Annotated in this window: 14 protein-coding genes; 5 read left to right on the top strand and 9 right to left on the bottom strand. The window is 43.2% G+C overall.

Going from position 1 to position 17373, the window contains the following annotated elements:
* The 7 genes from KFT32_RS08190 to KFT32_RS08160 form a co-directional block, all read right to left on the bottom strand.
* Positions 1 to 231, bottom strand: a complete 231-nt coding sequence (locus KFT32_RS08190; protein ID WP_211746660.1) for a hypothetical protein — start codon at positions 229 to 231, stop codon at positions 1 to 3.
* 50 nt (positions 232 to 281) lie between these two features.
* Positions 282 to 704 carry a GNAT family N-acetyltransferase gene (locus KFT32_RS08185; RefSeq protein WP_249435750.1) on the bottom strand — a complete coding sequence of 141 codons (423 nt, stop codon included), beginning with the start codon at positions 702 to 704 and terminating at the stop codon, positions 282 to 284.
* Positions 705 to 742: 38 nt separating this feature from the next.
* The gene (gene thyX / locus KFT32_RS08180) at positions 743 to 1468 is read right to left on the bottom strand and encodes an FAD-dependent thymidylate synthase (protein ID WP_211746659.1); all 726 of its coding nucleotides are present in this window, start codon (positions 1466 to 1468) and stop codon (positions 743 to 745) included.
* Between the two features lie 200 nt (positions 1469 to 1668).
* On the bottom strand, positions 1669 to 2121 hold the full coding sequence (locus KFT32_RS08175; protein ID WP_211746658.1) for a DinB family protein: 453 nt from the start codon (positions 2119 to 2121) through the stop codon (positions 1669 to 1671).
* A gap of 64 nt (positions 2122 to 2185) precedes the next feature.
* A complete protein-coding gene (locus KFT32_RS08170; protein ID WP_211746657.1) occupies positions 2186 to 2767 on the bottom strand; it encodes a DJ-1/PfpI family protein in 582 nt (193 codons plus the stop codon).
* A 140-nt stretch (positions 2768 to 2907) separates the two neighbouring features.
* Positions 2908 to 3204 (bottom strand): DUF6171 family protein, encoded by a 297-nt coding sequence (locus KFT32_RS08165; protein WP_211746656.1) that lies wholly within the window; start codon positions 3202 to 3204, stop codon positions 2908 to 2910.
* A gap of 9 nt (positions 3205 to 3213) precedes the next feature.
* The gene (locus tag KFT32_RS08160) at positions 3214 to 4707 is read right to left on the bottom strand and encodes an alpha-N-arabinofuranosidase (RefSeq protein ID WP_249435749.1); all 1494 of its coding nucleotides are present in this window, start codon (positions 4705 to 4707) and stop codon (positions 3214 to 3216) included.
* Positions 4708 to 5036: 329 nt separating this feature from the next.
* On the opposite strand from KFT32_RS08160, the gene KFT32_RS08155 reads away from it, so the two are divergent.
* The 3 genes from KFT32_RS08155 (at position 5037) to KFT32_RS08145 (ending at position 10694) form a co-directional block, all read left to right on the top strand.
* Positions 5037 to 6773 (top strand): ABC transporter ATP-binding protein, encoded by a 1737-nt coding sequence (locus tag KFT32_RS08155; RefSeq protein WP_211746655.1) that lies wholly within the window; start codon positions 5037 to 5039, stop codon positions 6771 to 6773.
* The gene (locus tag KFT32_RS08150) at positions 6766 to 8556 is read left to right on the top strand and encodes an ABC transporter ATP-binding protein (protein ID WP_211746654.1); all 1791 of its coding nucleotides are present in this window, start codon (positions 6766 to 6768) and stop codon (positions 8554 to 8556) included. The genes KFT32_RS08155 and KFT32_RS08150 overlap by 8 nt, the downstream gene beginning before the upstream one ends.
* 110 nt (positions 8557 to 8666) lie before the next feature.
* On the top strand, positions 8667 to 10694 hold the full coding sequence (locus tag KFT32_RS08145; protein WP_211746653.1) for an FUSC family protein: 2028 nt from the start codon (positions 8667 to 8669) through the stop codon (positions 10692 to 10694).
* Between the two features lie 57 nt (positions 10695 to 10751).
* On the opposite strand, the gene KFT32_RS08140 is transcribed toward KFT32_RS08145, so the two are convergent.
* Both KFT32_RS08140 and KFT32_RS08135 read right to left on the bottom strand, forming a co-directional pair.
* Positions 10752 to 11573, bottom strand: coding sequence for an endonuclease/exonuclease/phosphatase family protein (locus tag KFT32_RS08140; RefSeq protein WP_211746652.1), 822 nt, complete (start codon positions 11571 to 11573; stop codon positions 10752 to 10754).
* A gap of 7 nt (positions 11574 to 11580) precedes the next feature.
* Positions 11581 to 13239 carry a PTS transporter subunit IIBC gene (locus KFT32_RS08135; RefSeq protein WP_211746651.1) on the bottom strand — a complete coding sequence of 553 codons (1659 nt, stop codon included), beginning with the start codon at positions 13237 to 13239 and terminating at the stop codon, positions 11581 to 11583.
* A gap of 383 nt (positions 13240 to 13622) precedes the next feature.
* Between KFT32_RS08135 and KFT32_RS08130 the strand changes: the two genes are divergently transcribed.
* On the top strand, positions 13623 to 14636 hold the full coding sequence (locus tag KFT32_RS08130) for a LacI family DNA-binding transcriptional regulator (RefSeq protein WP_211746650.1): 1014 nt from the start codon (positions 13623 to 13625) through the stop codon (positions 14634 to 14636).
* 430 nt (positions 14637 to 15066) lie between these two features.
* The gene (locus KFT32_RS08125; protein ID WP_211746649.1) at positions 15067 to 17349 is read left to right on the top strand and encodes a glycoside hydrolase family 65 protein; all 2283 of its coding nucleotides are present in this window, start codon (positions 15067 to 15069) and stop codon (positions 17347 to 17349) included.
* The last annotated feature ends 24 nt before the right edge of the window (positions 17350 to 17373 follow it).

Below are 17373 nucleotides of genomic sequence, written 5' to 3'. Positions count from 1 at the left end.
TCATAGTATTTCAAATTCCTGACGTGCTTGAGTAACCATAATATCCACTCTATGCAATTCAATCAGATCAAAAGTATCTTTAATTAAGTCGACCAGTATATCTATTGATTCTTTGCCCTGTACTTGCCATAGATTCATCATTCTAGCTTCTGCGTTATCTGGTTTGATCGTCATCTGACTCAGCGTATAGGCAAGACTCTTCAGTTTGCCAGGATAGTACATTCTGTTCAAACAGCCTCGTACTCTAATGAAGGCTGCATAAGTTCATTCCTTCCGTGAATCTATGTCACATTCGTATCACTGGAAAATAGCAAAATATCTCCCCGTTGAATCCATCCGAGATTCGACCAAAATGCTCTACCGCCCTCATTCGTACCAATTACCATAATATGAGCGCGCTCTATGCCTGCATCCCTCAATCGGTTAAGGCATGTGTGCACGAGCGTTTTTGCTACCCCTTGTCCACGGTAGTCTGATTCCACCGCCAAATGATATAGGTAACCTCTTCTTCCATCATGACCAGCAAGCAAGGTTCCTACGATATTTCCATCCTGTACCGCTACATGACTAAATCCTTTATTACGTGCAAGATAATCCTCTATGGCTTCCCTGGAATCAGCATTGCTGATCCCCATGCCTTCTGTCCTTCTCCACAAAGCAATGCAAGGTTCATAATCTCCTGCATCCATCTCCCGATAATCCAATATCTTGGCCTCCCCCTATGGTCAATCAATGTGCTATCTTATCCTATCAAAGCTTCTTCCTTACCATTCACCATTTCACTCACCGCAACTGGAAATAAAGGTTCACTTAAGGTGAGTACCGCTTTTGCATACATTTGAATTTCCTTCTGGGCGTCATGCATCAGCCGTTGATTTAAGAAGTGACACACCGATTGCAAAGACGCTGTCCAATACCAGCGGATATACATGCCGTAGGAAGGGAGAAATAGTCTAGCCTGCTCTGCGCATACACCGGCCTCAAGAGCAGCTTCATATTTATCCATACCCATTTCTATATACTCTATTAACTCCTTGCTCAGTTTCTCTCCTTGCTCTTGAGGAAGTGGTTCTCCGCTCCCTTGTTTTGAATGTGCAGGCGCTCCTCTCCATTCACTATGAGAAGGAATATAAAATTCAGGTTCTTCCGTTATATATCTGCGGCTGGACTCATTCCACGCTTCTAGACTATCTCCCGTACCTTCCATATGGCTTGAGCCAATAATATATTTCCACCACTGTCTTGCTACCATCAGCGGCGCATAAATTTCAAATTGAACCATTACATGACGAAATGGCGAGGTATGACCTTCTCTAGCAAGAAACCGAATCAGTTTTCTATCTCTCTCTGTCAATTCTACGGATTCCTTGGCATAGGACACTCTAGCTGCATTGGCTACTGTGAGATCCGAACCCATATGATTAACCAGACGAACATACCCTTTATCCAGCACTTTTTCAAAAGACATGTTGATTCCACCCCTTTTATTCTAATCTCACTATTTTACTGTATTTCCCAAAAATGTGTCCATCCGTTTGCCAATAGATCTGTCCGGTATCCATATCAAAAATGCTTCTTTTGCATACACAAAAGAAGCATTCCCTCATTTTTTCTATTTCCGACGCCTGATGGACATATCAGTCAGATACCCAGCTGATCCTTACTACATTAAAGCGACAAGGTAAGTCCTCGTAAAATCAAATTTGCGTTAACCGGTTTACGCCCAATCTCACGTGACCAAACAGATAGTTGTCCTATATGATGAATCTCGTGAGCGATAACGTGGCGGACCACTTCAGCATAAGTGAAATTGAAAAACATTTTCTGGTCGGTATCATGTGACCAATGTTGAACCATTCGCTGTACATCCGGTCGGCACTGATCCGATAATGCTTTTATCGCCGCTAAGGAAGGATAATCATCATAAGAATAATGAAACTCAGGAACTCCTTGAAGCCCACGCATCCAAGCTTGTTCTATATCTACGATATGAAACAAGGTCCTAAGGATACTACCAAGTCCCCCTTCCCGAATCGTAGTAAGCTCTTCTTCATCGACTTGCTCACACCAGTTGAACCAGTCCTCACGAACTTGCCAGTTATATTCAAATAGCATCTTCAAGAACTATCGCCTCCTTTATTTGGGAAACAGGTAGCGTGCTATTTACTTCATTCATAAATAATAATCAAATCGTAACAATATCGTGATGACGATGCGGGTAATCCATTTGCTGGCGAATATGCTGTATATCTTCGTCTTCTAAGAACAGACCGGCGACATACAGTCCCAGATCAATCGATGTGGCCACGCCACCGCCGGTAAATACATTTTTATCTCGAACAAGACGGCATTTCACCACTTCCGCACAGTAAGGTACAAGTAGATCATACTGCATCGGATGTGTCGTTGCCCGCTTATCTGCAAGAAAACCTGCGGCTCCAAGCAGTAACGAACCTGTACATACAGAGATCTTAAATTTCACATTTTCTGCACGCTTAAGCCACTCGATAAATTCATCATCATACTGAAGCTTTCTTGTTCCCATGCCGCCAGGTATAAACAACATGTCATAGGCCGAGAGATCGGGCTTTACCTTAGTTACCTTGAGTGTCAACCCAAGTTCATCCGTTACTTCCTCCTGCAATCCGCATATATCCCATGTCGTGTCCTTCGTTTCAGGAAAATAGGCAAGTCTCGTGATAACATCATAAAACCCGACAAAATCCAGAAACGTAATCCCGTCAAAGACTACAAAAGCGATTTTCATAGGAAGCGCCTCTCTTCTAATAGGAATCTTTCAGTTGAATCTTCTCTCTATTATAAAATAATTTGGAAGTGATTTCATGTGAAAAAAGCACCCCCCTTAATAAAAGGAAGATGCATTTTTCAACGGATACCATGCCTCTACTATCTAATCCATTTAGGTTCAAAAGGATACGGACAGGTGGCATCAGCTACCTTGGCTTTGAGGGGAATCAGACATCCGCAATATTTGCATGTCGTACCATACTTAAACCCGTCACATGTACGGCATATCGCTAATCGTTCTTTGTACAGCTCTTGAATAGCTTGAGCCGACATACTTCCATCTGATAAAGCTGATGAATTCAATGATGCTTCATATTCCAGTGAAGCCAGTTGAGATTCGCTGACATGCACACTCGCCGTGCAACCTTTGCACTCGTTATCTGACCTTGTCGTCATTCCTCTTCCTTAGCCTTTCTCTGGCACAATGGTAAGTACTGCAACAGAAGCAGCTGGCAAAGTAAAGCTCACACTTCCCTGCTCAGCTACAATTCCTTCCAGCACTTTCGGAGCAACTTGGTTCGGGTTGTCGAATGAATTATGCGCATCCAGCTCATTAGGAGAAACCAGCACTTGACCGCTGACTGCCGCTTTCACCAAACCTTGAAGATCAAGCTCAATGTTCAGAGCATCCGCATGACTAAGGTTACAGGCAGATACATGAATATGACCTGTACTGTCTACAGAAGAAGATAAGCTAAGCTGTGGAATCTCCTCCGCTCCCATCGTATAGGATGGGCTGACAAAATGAGTTTCGAGTAGCTCGGCATCTTGATGCACTTTGTACATATCAAAAACATGATACGTAGGTGTCAGTACCATATTTGCGCCTTCAGTTAGAACCATCGCTTGTAGCACGTTCACGATCTGCGCAATATTCGTCATCTGTACGCGATCTGCATGTTCGTGGAACAAGTTGAGGTTAATTCCCGCTACGAGCGCATCTCGAAGTGTGTTCTGCTGATACAAAAATCCAGGATTGGTTCCTGGTTCTACGTCAAACCAAGTTCCCCATTCATCAATGATCAGCCCCACTTTTTTCTCAGGATCATATTTATCCATAATGGCTGAGTGCTTCACAATCAGTTCTTCCATGTAAAGGGTTGCTTTTAATGTAGTAAACCAATCCTCACTTGAGAATCCTGTTGCACTGCCTTTTTTCTCCCATAGTCCCGTTCCTGTCGTGTAATAATGAAGACTTAGCCCGTTCATGAGATGATGAGCTTCGCGCATGAGAACTTCGGTCCAGTGATAATCAGCGGTATTCGGGCCGCAGGCGATTTTATATACTGGCTCGGAACTGTAATTACGTACATAAGTCGAATATCTGCGGTACAGGTCTGCATAATATTCAGGGCGCATATTTCCTCCGCAACCCCAGCTCTCATTTCCGACGCCAAAATATTTTACATTCCACGGTTCTTCTTGCCCGTTCTCCGCACGAAGACTCGCCATCGGCGACTGACCGCCGTTATTCATGTACTCCACCCACTGCTGCATTTCGTAAACCGTACCGCTGCCGACGTTTCCGCAGATATAAGGTTCTGCTCCGATCAATTCACACAAACGCATAAATTCATGGGTACCAAAATGATTGTTTTCTTCAACGCCGCCCCAGTGCGTGTTCAGCATACGTGGACGATTCTCACGGGGGCCAATTCCATCTTCCCAGTGATATTCGTCAGCAAAACAGCCACCTGGCCAGCGCAAAACAGGTACTTTTAATTGTTTCAACGCTTCTATAACATCATTACGTATTCCATCGGTATTGGGAATCGGCGAATCTTCTCCAACCCATATTCCTTCATAAATGCAGCGTCCTAGATGTTCAGAGAATTGCCCGTAAATATTTTTGTTGATTTTGCTTTTGCGAGTCTCCGTATGTACGACAACTTTAACCATAATGATTACCTCCGGATGAATGAAATGTAGTGGTTTCCCATATCTTTCTAAAACTAATGAATTAATCATAATATAAATTCTATTTAATCACTTTTCAATAATTACATAATAAACCTATTACAATATCCGTGTAAACGCTTTTTTGTGATTTTATAGAAATAATAAAAACATTAATTCATATAAACATCAGTTTAACTCCATTACCAATTAAGACAAACAAGTTCCGGAAGGAATCAATTGACAAGTTTTCCATCCTACATTTAAGTTAACAACAAGCCTGACTTTCACGAATATCTCCATATCACTTACTGAAAGGTGTCCTTGTCCTAATGACGAAACTGTTCCCATTTCTTAAGCCTTATTTATTAGCTAGTTTACTCGCCCCTCTTCTTATGCTGCTGGAGGTTTCCATGGATCTGCTACAACCAAGACTTATGGCAAGTATCGTAGACGAAGGAATTATGAAAAACGATCTTTCCCATATTCGAGAAACTGGCCTTCTCATGATCGGAGTTGCACTCATCGGTCTGCTTGGCGGAGCTGGATGTACAATATTTTCGAGTATCGCCTCGCAGCACTTTGGCAAAGACCTTCGGATTCGTTTATTCGAACAAATACAGTCTTTTTCTTTTCGCAATCTGGATGAACGAAAGACAGGTTCCCTTATTACCCGTTTAACGAATGATGTGGTGCAGCTACAAACTTTTGTGCAGATGATTCTGCGGACTTTTGTCCGAACTCCGCTACTACTTATCGGAAGCTTGATCATGGCCATTCTGCTAAGTCCGAATCTAACAACAGTCTTGCTTGTTTCCGTACCTGTACTTTTTTTCATTCTATATCTACTAACAAAGCGTTCCTTTCCCTTGTTCACCAAAATGCAAACCAAGCTCGACAGTGTTAATACCGTGCTTCAAGAAAACCTTTCTGGCGTTCGGGTCATTAAAGCATTTGTTAGAATGGACTATGAGCAAGAGCGGTTCAATCGGACAAATGAAGACTATACTCAAGCAGCGATTCGTGCAAATCGGCTTATGGCACTCAGTATGCCGCTAATGACACTCGTTTTGAATGCAAGTATCGTTGCAGTTTTGTGGTTTGGAGGTCTGCAGTATTTTGAGGGCAGTCTTGAGATCGGCAAACTGATTGCCTTTATTAACTATGTGACCCAGCTTCTGATGTCGATGCTGATGCTAAGCAACATGCTAGTCTTCGTATCGAGAGCTAAAGTATCTGCAGATCGCGTAAATGAAGTCCTGAATACCCATTCCGAAATTGTAAACCCTCTTCATCCTGAAAATGTTCCTGCATCTCATGAAGGTTCTGTTCAATTTTCGAATGTTTCCTTCTCTTATAGTAATAGTGCGGATGATCTTGTCCTAAGAGATATCAGTTTTACAGCAGAACCTGGACAAACGGTAGCGATACTAGGGGCTACAGGTGCTGGTAAAACAACTCTTGTTCATCTGATTCCAAGACTATACGAAGTACATAGTGGAGAAATTCGGGTAGATGGTGTTCTATTGCAGGACTATGATCTTGATCTGCTTAGAAGCAAGGTTGCAGTGGTCATGCAACAAGCCATTCTGTTCAGCGGAACGATCAAAGATAATATTCGTTACGGACACCCCTCCGCTACCGATGATCAAATTGTTGCTGCAGCGAAGGCTGCCGAAGCCGCCTCTTTTATCGAACAACTGGAGCAAGGTTATGACACGATCCTCGGTCAAAAAGGGGTGAACCTGTCTGGTGGACAGAAGCAGCGGATTTCACTTGCCAGAGCACTGGTTACTGAGCCTTCGATCCTGATTCTTGACGATAGCACCAGCGCCGTAGATTTAAAGACAGAAGCTAAAATTTTAAAGGCGATTGAAACAGAGGCAAAAAGGATGACCAAACTAATCATTGCACAGCGGATATCATCGGTAACAAAAGCCGACCTCATTCTCGTCCTGAGTGATGGTGTTATGGCTGCAAAAGGTACACATGAAGAACTTTTGCGTACGAGTTCGGTATACCAAGATATTTATCGTTCGCAGCGTAAGGAGGATACCTCTCATGTCTAACCAGAGTCCCGCCCGCGGTCCCATGCATCAAGTGCCTAAAGTAAGAGCCAAAAACACAGGAGCTACCATAAGACGAGTATGGAATTACTTGAATAGACAACGTTCTGCGCTGCTGATGGTTTATGTTTTCACTATACTAAGTTCTCTTATTGCTCTTATGGGTCCCTACCTTATTGGTGTAACAATTGATGATTATATCGTCCCTAGAAATTATGAAGGACTTATTAAAATCTGCCTCATCATGCTTGGTATTCACGTAATCGGTGCGCTAGTGACTTGGGTGCAAGCCTATGTCATGACAGGCCTTTCACAGAAAACAGTTCTTCACTTGAGAAAAGACCTGTTCGCTAAATACCAGCAACTGCCCATCCCTTTTTTTGATCAGCGCAGTAATGGTGAACTGATGAGCCGCGCAACCAATGATATTGAAAATGTCTCTAATACACTTAATCAGAGTGTTACCCAGCTATTGAACAGTATCATTACGCTAGTAGGTTCACTTGTCATCATGATTAGTTTAAATGTACCGCTCACCTTCGTGGCTCTCCTTAGTATTCCGCTTGCCCTTGTAGCAACTAGGAACATTGCCAAGTTCACAAGAAAATACTTCAAAGATCAACAGCAGCATCTTGGGGAACTGAACGGTATGATTGAGGAAACCATTAGCGGACAAAAAGTCGTGAAACTGTATCGCCAAGAAGGAAAAGAAATTCATCGCTTCAGGGAGATTAGTGAGCGACTAAACCAAGTTGGAATCAAGGCACAAATGATGTCTGGCATGATGGGACCGTTCATGAATGTCATTAATAATCTCAGCTTTGCACTCATTGCTGCTGTCGGTGGCTGGCTCGTCTTTCAAGACTTGACCAAGGTCGGCATAGTTGTCAGTTTCTTGAGTTATTCTCGTCAATTTGGCCGTCCTGTTTCCGAACTCGCTAACCAGTACAATATGATTCAATCTGCTGTCGCTGGTGCAGAAAGGGTGTTTGAAATTATGGATATGCCTTCTGAGTACGAGGGAGATCGCGGAAAACGAGTGACTGAAACTCGTGGGGCCGTAAGCTTTAACCATGTATCTTTCCAATACCAACCCGAAAAGCCCATTTTACGAGACATTAGTTTTGAGGCAATGCCCGGCGAAAAAATCGCACTCGTTGGACCTACGGGAGCTGGCAAAACGTCTGTTGTTAATCTATTAACCCGTTTCTACGATATTGAGGATGGAGTCATCACGATCGATAACGAGGATATACGGCAGATCGACAAAGACCACCTCCGCAGACTCATCGGGATGGTGCTTCAGGACGCGCATGTCTTTTCTGGAACGATTCGAGAAAATATCCGCTTCGGCAAACTGGATGCAACTGATCAGGAAGTAGAACAGGCAGCTATGCTCGCGAATGCGGACAACTTTATAAAGCGCCTTCCCATGGGATATGAAACGCTACTAAGCACAGAAGGAAGTAATCTAAGTCACGGTCAGCGGCAACTGCTTACCATTGCAAGGGCCATTCTTGCTGACCCAGCCATTCTCATTCTCGATGAAGCTACGAGCAGTGTGGATACACGAACCGAAATGCATATTCAAGAGGCGATGAAACTGCTTATGAAGGGTAGAACCAGCTTTGTTATTGCCCATAGGCTAAGTACGATTCAGGACGCCGATTGTATTCTTTATCTAGAACAAGGCCGTCTTGTTGAACGAGGTACACATGAAGAACTACTGGCGGCAAAAGGACCCTACTATGATCTGTACCATAGTCAATTTCATCAAGTCGTATAAGAATGCGGAAGCTAACGTTTGTTTAAACTCGGAAGTTAAGTGGTAAAATAGAGTATTTGGATATGATATATCTACTTAAAATTACCGTATGCTGAAGAGGTGCAATATCATTGGATTCAAATGCAAAATCAATACCTAAGACAAGAACCTATATTGCGCAGCACCTCAAGAGAGCTTTTCGTATTAATAAAGCCCCTATCCCTTGGGGGCCGGCAGTGATTGCCGGACTCAGCTCCGGCATACCTCTTCTATGCGGAATTGCATTTCATGAGCCTGGATTAGGTTTGCTCGCAACTACGGGAGCTTTTGTGAATGTTTATATGAGAGATGAAACGGCAAGACATCGATTTTTGAAGTTGACCTGCATCTTACTGGGGCTTGTCATCAGTGTAATGCTGGGTACCCTTGCTGGCTCCTCCTTGATTGCAAGTGCTGTCGTACTGAGTCTTATTGGTGCAGCAGCTACTTTTTTATGTGGAGTGACGGGGGTTCTACTTCCCGCAGGGTATATGTTTGTGCTCGTATGTGGTATGGCAACTGCACTTCCCGCTGATCCCGGATCTTTTGCCGAGCGAGGGTTTGTCGTACTTCTTGGCGGCATTCCCGCTCTTGTATTATGCATGTTACCCATTGCTGTCCACCCATATGGCCCTGAGAAAAGAATGCTAGCGATGGTGTATGGAAAACTTGCAGATATGCTTGAGTCCTTAAATACAGACGATTACCCGCTACTCCGCTTGGAAACAGGAGAAATGATACAGCACACGAAGAAGAAGATCTATGCTAATTTTTGGAATCAGCGAAAGCAGACTTCGTCTCTTATTCAGCTCTACTATATAACAAAGGCTACAGATCAGTTGTTCTGGGCTATCGTTTCCTCAGAGAATAAGTTACTCGCGGCGCCTTCAGCCTATCCAAACATACTGAGAAAGATAGCCAATAGATTGCCGGATCGTTCTTCACCTTTAACAGAGAGCATTACGCAGATCAAAGAAACACCTAGTGAGGAAGATAAACTTCCCCCTGATTTGAGGAAGGCCATTCATTACGTAATTGAAGTAATCGAGCGCCCTCCAGTGAAGCTGGATGTTTCTATACATTCACTAGAAGCAGAGATTCAAACAAGGTGGAGTCTAAAAGACCTTTACAAGTACACTACGATTTTCTCTGCTTCTATGAAAATGGGTATACTCGTCCTTGCAGCATATACAATTGCCTTTATGATCGGTGCACCGCATCCTTCTTGGGTTCCTATCGGATGCGCATCAGTACTTATTGCTACAACTGCGACTGCTGGCTTTTACCGAGGAATTCAGCTCATGCTGGGAACATGCCTGGGGGGATTGCTCGCATCCATTCTGTTATTTTTAGAACCTACTGGTCTCATCGTCGCGCTCGTTGTTGCTCTGCTACAATTCACTATTAAAACATTAGTCGCCAAAAACTATGCACTGGCAGCAATTTTCATTACACCAATTTCTCTTCTGCTTGTAGCACTGGCTCATCCCGTTCATTCGCCGCTCGCTTTTGTGAACGCAAGAATTATTGACATTCTGCTTGGCTGCTCCATTGGTTTGATGGGGATGCTAGTGTTATCGCCTCATTCCGCTTCTAGACGGCTGAATCAGACTTTTGCAGCAGCTTTAAGCGCTCAAGCCAAATTACTTGAGGAATTTGCTAAAAGAGTTTCTTTACTTTCTACTTCACAAATACAGAATGACCAGCTGGAGAATAACGAAAAAGAACTGTATATCTTATCTAATATCGTCCTAATGTCTTTGAAAAGAACTAGTACCTTGTACGATAAAGCTTTTAATGAAATTACCCATCGGCCCTACCATATAGAAGAAGATTTTCCTTTGCTGATCCGTATTCAGAAAGTGGGTTATCTTGCAATTTTGACCGTTAGAAGTCATCCACAAGCCGAGAACAACAAGGAGCTGCACGAGTACAGCAGACTACTGTTGCAAATGTCAGACGATCTAAGGACAGGCAATACTTTCAGCCAGAAGAAAGAAACATCTGAAGATAGCTCTATCCCATCTTTCAACGGCCAGGAAACTTATGTTCCACTGTATGCCACGATTAAAGATCTTCACAATGAAATCATGTCTGCTAAACCAACTATGACCTTATAAGAATAAAAAAGCACACATCCCCTTACCAAGGATGTGTGCTTTTTTTAAATTTGATAGTTAGATCTCCACAGCGACGCCAGAATGGTCGGACACAATAGGACTATGCGCCCCATCCAGTACAACCTTAGAAGTTTTCACTGGAATTTGACGATTCGAGAACACATAATCAATTCGTAGTTTTTGCTTGTTCTCTTCCCAGCCCGCAATCGCTTTGACAACGGTATAGCCTTCGTCTTTCTGAGCGGCAAGCTCAAAGCAATCATGCCACCCGCTCTGAATTACATGAGTGTAACCCTCGCCCTCAATATGAGCCGCATTGTTGAAATCACCCATAATAAAAGCAGGAAGAGAATCCACGTGCTTGTCCAGCACAGCAAGAGAATGTTGCCACTGACGTTCAAATGGCTCCTCTTCATCATGCCACCAGCCGAAATGACCGTTCACAAACCAAGTATCCTTACCAGAAATTGCAGTTTTGATTCCTAGAAGTTTACGTGTACGGTAATTTTCATAATCCCGCATGTCCGATACATAGGATCCGAACGCTTCCTGAATAGGCGTCTTGGACAGAATAGCCAGCCCCTCATCGTATTTTTCAAATCCTACATGGACCTTAATGTACGTCCAGTAGTATTCGGTATGAAGCTGTTTACGAAGTACGTAGGCATAGTTATCTGCCTTAACAACCGTGCCTTCCTCCGCTTCATGAAAATAGGTAAGTTCGGAAGCAGGAAGTGCTTCTTCCTGCATGGATTGATTCACTTCCTGAAGTGCAATCACATCAAAATCGTGCTCGTTAATAAACTGAGCAAGCTGCTCTATTTTGACAAGCTGATTTTCTTCAATCCATGCATGCGTGTTCAATGTTAAAATTTTCAAAATCGCATCACCCTAATTTGTCTTGAATATCGGATTTTAGTACGTCCGCTTTGGGACCATAGATCGCTTGAATACCATTATCCTTTTTGATGAGCCCGAGTGCTCCAAGCTTCTTCCATTCCTCTTCATTACCCACCGCCTCAACGTCATTAACGGTAATCCGCAGACGCGTCATACAGGCATCAACATCGACGATGTTCTGTGGTCCGCCCAGAATCGTAATGATCTTAGAAGGAAGGTCGTCGCCTTCTGCTGCCTTTTCAGGAGCTGACACAGAACCGGCCCCCTCAGCTGCTTTATCGGACTCCTCATCCGTATAATTCCCAAGTCTTCCCGGAGTAGCCATTTTAAATTTACCAATCATGAAGTACGCAATAAAATAGGATACTCCGAAGAACACGGCAGTTGTTATTATAAAGTTAATAATATCGGCTACGAGACCAGCATTAATGGATAACGGGATTCGGGTCAACAGTTCTATCATACCAAATGAATGCAACCGAAGGTCAATCAGATCTGCCATACCAAAAGCAAGGCCGGTAATTACCGCATACACACCGTATAAAAGAGGTGCTGCAAACATAAACATAAATTCAAGTGGTTCGGTTACCCCTGTCAAAAATACAGCCAGTCCTGCGGACAAAAACATAGATTTGTATTTGGAACGTTTGTCTTTATCCACACGGCGATACATCGCAAGGGCAATCCCCATCAAAATACCAGCACCGGCGATCATTTGTCCTACTTTGAAACGTGCAGGAGTCACCGTGGAAAGTAGCTGTTGATAAGCAGCCGGATCTGTTCCTCGGAGATTAGCAAGATCACTCGCCCATGCAAGCCAGAGCGGATCTTGTCCTGCGACTGTTCCTCCGGCACCTGCCCCCGTAAGTACCGTATATATGCCTCCAAGCTCGGTGTAGTTTACTGGAATCGTAAGCATATGATGCAAACCGAATGGTAAGAGAACGCGCTCTAACGTACCATACAGGAATGGCGCGATAAAAGGAGCCGATTCACTAGATGCAGCAAGCCATTTACCAAAACTATTAATTCCTGTTTGGACGAATGGCCATACCGCAGCCATAATTACAGCAATAATAACGGACCATAAAATAACGACGAAAGGCACAAATCGCTTTCCGTTGAAGAACGCCAGTGCTTCTGGCAATTTACGATAATTATAATATTTGTTGAAGATCACGGCTCCCACGAAACCGGAGATAATTCCGACAAACACACCCATGTTCAGTGCAGGTGCCCCCAATATGGAAGTGAAATATCCCGATACGAGAATTTGCTGACCAAACAAAGTTGATGTTGTCGCACCCTCCTGGGTAAGCATCTCGTTGTTCACACCAAGAATGGTACCTGTCGTAATATTAATCAAGATAAAGGCAATGAGTGCAGCAAAAGCTCCTCCTGCGCGTTCCTTTGCCCAAGATCCGCCAATAGCAACCGCAAAGAGAATATGAAGGTTCGTAATGATTCCCCAGCCGAGATTCTCCATGACACCGCCCGCTGTCACGAGGAACTGAATATCTGCTCCGAACATGGCGAGCACTTTACCAAGCGAAATCATAATACCAGCAGCCGGCATAACGGCCACAACAACTAGTAACGCTTTACCAAACTTTTGCCAAAACTCAAAAGATAACAGTTTTTTCATATGCGTACCCTCTTGTTCTATTATTTCGCAACCTTCACTTTATCCATAATGATTCCCCATTAGCATAATTTGTATTGATATCGCATTCAGAAATCCCTTACATAAGTGTTCGCTCTAAAGTTACAGGACATAAGCAATCTCTGATCTAAAATCGCTTAAGCGTTTGCAACGTAGTTTTAAAGCATAACTCAAATTTATATCGGCTTCTTTGCAAAATCGTGCAATATTTGTGCAATCGGTTGCAGGATTATTATAAATAGCATCTCTTTCTTTTGGCAATACTTTTTTATTAATGCTACATTTCGAGAACGGTTTATCGTTGTTCATTTGGCAAGGTGTGTGTATGATATAGTCAAAAGAATATATTAAAGGAGCGTTACACGATGGCAGTAACAATTAAAGATATAGCGAAGCGTGCAAATGTTGCTACTTCCACCGTATCCCGTGTCATACAGGACAGTCCCAAGATTAGTGAGGCGACAAAGGCACGTGTCCGTAAAGAAATGAAAGCGCTCGGATATGAACCGAATTTCTCTGCTCAAAGTTTAGCTAACAAAATGACGCAATCGATCGGGATTATTATGCCTGAAGCCGATGTAGCCGTATTTCAGAATCCATTCTTCCTAGAAAGTATTCGGGGAATTAGTGATCTGGCGAATGAAAAAAATTTTACGATGGCGATTGTTACGGCAAGAACAGATGAAGAACTGCTGGTCCGTGTGAAAATGATGACCCGAGCCAACCGGGTTGATGGCTTTATTGTCCTCTATTCCAAACCGGAAGACCCGGTAATCGATTACTTCCATAACGAGAAAATCCCTTATACCGTGATCGGTAAACCGCAGCAATATGTAAGCGAGACAACTCATGTAGATAATGACAATTTTCAGGCGGGTAAAGACGTAGCGCAATATTTAATTCAACTGGGTCATGACAGCATTGCTTATGTCGGGGCGGATGTGAGCCGCACGGTTCATAAAGAAAGGGTCCGCGGGTATCAGGCAGCACTCGAGGAAGCAAACATCTCTGTGGATGAGACCTTTATCTTAGACCCCAACTTTTCAATAACAGATTTAGAATCACTGTTTCATCGTTCGATCCCTCCAACTGCCCTTATTGTTGGAGATGACATGCATGCTCTTCCCCTTCAAACTATGCTGAGTCAGCTCGGATTCTCCCTGCCTGAGGCTTGCTCTCTAGTCAGCTTCAACAACCTCAGTCTTGCTGAAATGTTGAATCCCCCACTTACTTCGGTAGATATTGATATCTTCAAATTAGGGTATCAGGCAGCCAAAAGTTTGATTGAGAAAATTTTAGATCCTAAAGAAATGACAAAACATATTATTGTCCCTCACCGGATTGTCGAGCGAGCTTCTTCTATACGCAATAGCAGGTGAAGATAAGTAAACTAATGATATAGACAGATCTGCTCAAATTAGAAAAGAACGGTCAAGCTCAAGATTTTGCAACAAGTGATCTCCCTTCTGTAACAGCGAAAAGTTTTGCTGAATCACAGAATATAAAGGTTACAGAATGAACATGCGGTTTTTCCTTACGTTCAAAGCAAAGTCTAATACGCAACCGTTCTTTTTTGGGTTGACAGGGCAAACGGTTGCACTATATACTGAAAACGCAATTAAATGACAGCACTTTCATGATGCTCCATTGCAAGCTTTTTGAAGCAGGTGATCAGGGCAATTCATATGATCACAGGTATGAATTTGATGATATAGAAAAGGCTTTACTAAGACGATGAGGTATTCAAGGTTTACAGCGATAACTAACACAGGAGTTGTGGATACTCACACTCCCTCAAGGAGGATTTATATGTCATATAACCGTATTTTTGACACTCACGCCTGGAAACTCACTACGACTACACTTCACAAGGAAGATTTGCGATTACAGGAAAGCATGACTTCTATCGGGAACGGATATATGGGGATGCGTGGGAATTTCGAAGAAACGTATTCCGGTGATCGCCATCAAGGCACCTATATTTCTGGTGTTTGGTATCCTGACAAGACGAAGGTGGGCTGGTGGAAGAACGGCTATCCCGAATATTTTGGTAAAGTCATTAATGCCATGAATTTCATAGGAATAAGAGTGCTCGTTAATGATCACGAAATCGATACTTACCAAGACAGAGTAACTGATTTTTATCAGGAATTGGATATGAAAGAAGGGATCTTGCGTCGTTCATTTACGGTAAATGATCAAGTACGCATTGAAACTGAACGTTTCTTGAGTGTTTCCTTCCTTGAGCTGTGTCTCATTCAATATCGTGTAACAAACTTGACCGACGAGAATATCAAAATTAATCTCATTCCCTACTTAGATGGCAACACCAAAAACGAGGACTCTAATTACGAGGAAACATTCTGGGTAGAGGCGGACCGTAAAGTCGGCGAACCTTATATCAGTCTTGCTGCCATGACGAAAGAAAATGCATTTGATATCGAGCGGTTTACAATCAATGCAACCATGGGGGTTGCAACGGACAACGTCCTTTCCAAAACAACAGAAGAAGCAGGCCTATACGCAGCTGTTCATTATGAATATGAAATTCCATCCGGAGCTTCAGCAGAGGTTCAAAAATTTGTTGTAGTTACAACCTCGCGGGATATGGAAAAAGAAGACCTAATTCCAACGGCTGAACGCCTCATGACGGAAGCGATGAATAAGGGATACAAACTCCTTCAAGAAGAGCATATTGAAGAATGGGCTAAGCGCTGGGAGAAAGCGGACATTACGATTGAAGGCGATGTAGAGGCACAGCAAGGGATTCGGTTTAACCTCTTCCAACTCTTCTCTACTTATTACGGACATGACGAGCGCCTTAACATCGGACCTAAAGGATTCACAGGTGAAAAATATGGCGGTGCAACCTACTGGGATACGGAAGCTTACGCTGTACCTATGTATCTCGCGCTTGCTGACAAACGCGTGACTGAGAATTTGCTCCGCTATCGTCATAATCAGCTGGACGGTGCGAAACATAATGCACGCCAGCAAGGCCTGAAAGGTGCACTCTATCCGATGGTTACCTTCACAGGAATAGAATGTCACAACGAGTGGGAAATCACATTTGAAGAGATTCACCGTAATGGAGCCATTGCCTACGCCGTCTATAACTATACGAATTATACCGGTGACAAGACGTACCTTCAAAACGAAGGAATTGAAGTACTTACCGAAATCAGCCGTTTCTGGGCGGATCGGGTGCATTTTTCAAAGCGTCATAACAAATATATGATCCACGGCGTAACCGGACCAAATGAGTATGAGAATAACGTAAACAACAACTGGTACACCAATACCATGGCAACATGGGTGCTTAAGTATACGATGGACAGTCTTAACGATATCAGTGAACAAAAAAAACATCAGCTCAATATCTCTGAAGAAGAACTTGCCCACTGGCAGGATATTGTAGATCGCATGTACTTCCCATATGACGAAGAGCTTGGTGTTTATGTACAGCATGATACATTCCTTGAGAAGGATCTGCGCCCGGTTTCTGCACTCGATAAGGCGGACCTTCCGCTGAATCAAAAATGGTCATGGGATAAAATTTTACGTTCTCCATTCATTAAACAAGCCGATGTACTGCAAGGAATCTATTTCTTCGGTGATCAGTTTACAATGGAAGAGAAAAAACGTAACTTCGATTTCTATGAGCCGATGACGGTTCATGAATCTTCACTCTCCCCTTCCATTCATGCGGTACTTGCTGCGGAACTTAAGATGGAAGAAAAAGCAGTGGAAATGTACAAACGTACGGCAAGACTCGATCTTGATAACTACAATAATGATACCGAAGATGGTCTGCATATCACTTCTATGACAGGCAGCTGGCTTGCTATTGTTCAAGGATTTGCCGGCATGCGTACGTACGGCGATACACTTCGATTCTCACCATTCTTGCCAAAGGGATGGACCAAATACAGCTTCCATATTAACTATAGAGAACGCCTGATTAACGTAAGCGTAGATCAAAATGAAGTGAAAATAACGCTTGTTTCGGGTGCGCCACTTACCATGGAACTATACGATAAAGAAGTGCTCATTACAGACGAAGAGCCATTGCATACAAAAACCGCTTCCTAAGCGTTTAAGAAAAAGGTGGAGAAA

Origin of the sequence: Paenibacillus sp. Marseille-Q4541, from assembly GCF_018310695.1 — a bacterium.
In the GTDB taxonomy this organism is placed as follows: domain Bacteria; phylum Bacillota; class Bacilli; order Paenibacillales; family Paenibacillaceae; genus Paenibacillus.
The sequence above is the reverse complement of the archived record's forward strand: the minus strand, read 5'-3'. Positions and strand labels throughout refer to the sequence as shown.

Excerpts from the sequence above, each read along its gene's own strand:
- thyX (WP_211746659.1), bottom strand. The coding sequence starts at position 1,468 with ATGTCTTTTGAAAAAGTGCTGGATAAAGGGTATGTTCGTCTGGTTAAT.
- KFT32_RS08170 (WP_211746657.1), bottom strand. The coding sequence starts at position 2,767 with ATGAAAATCGCTTTTGTAGTCTTTGACGGGATTACGTTTCTGGATTTT.
- KFT32_RS08165 (WP_211746656.1), bottom strand. The coding sequence starts at position 3,204 with ATGACGACAAGGTCAGATAACGAGTGCAAAGGTTGCACGGCGAGTGTG.
- KFT32_RS08160 (WP_249435749.1), bottom strand. The coding sequence starts at position 4,707 with ATGGTTAAAGTTGTCGTACATACGGAGACTCGCAAAAGCAAAATCAAC.
- KFT32_RS08155 (WP_211746655.1), top strand. The coding sequence starts at position 5,037 with ATGACGAAACTGTTCCCATTTCTTAAGCCTTATTTATTAGCTAGTTTA.
- KFT32_RS08150 (WP_211746654.1), top strand. The coding sequence starts at position 6,766 with ATGTCTAACCAGAGTCCCGCCCGCGGTCCCATGCATCAAGTGCCTAAA.
- KFT32_RS08135 (WP_211746651.1), bottom strand. The coding sequence starts at position 13,239 with ATGAAAAAACTGTTATCTTTTGAGTTTTGGCAAAAGTTTGGTAAAGCG.
- KFT32_RS08130 (WP_211746650.1), top strand. The coding sequence starts at position 13,623 with ATGGCAGTAACAATTAAAGATATAGCGAAGCGTGCAAATGTTGCTACT.
- KFT32_RS08125 (WP_211746649.1), top strand. The coding sequence starts at position 15,067 with ATGTCATATAACCGTATTTTTGACACTCACGCCTGGAAACTCACTACG.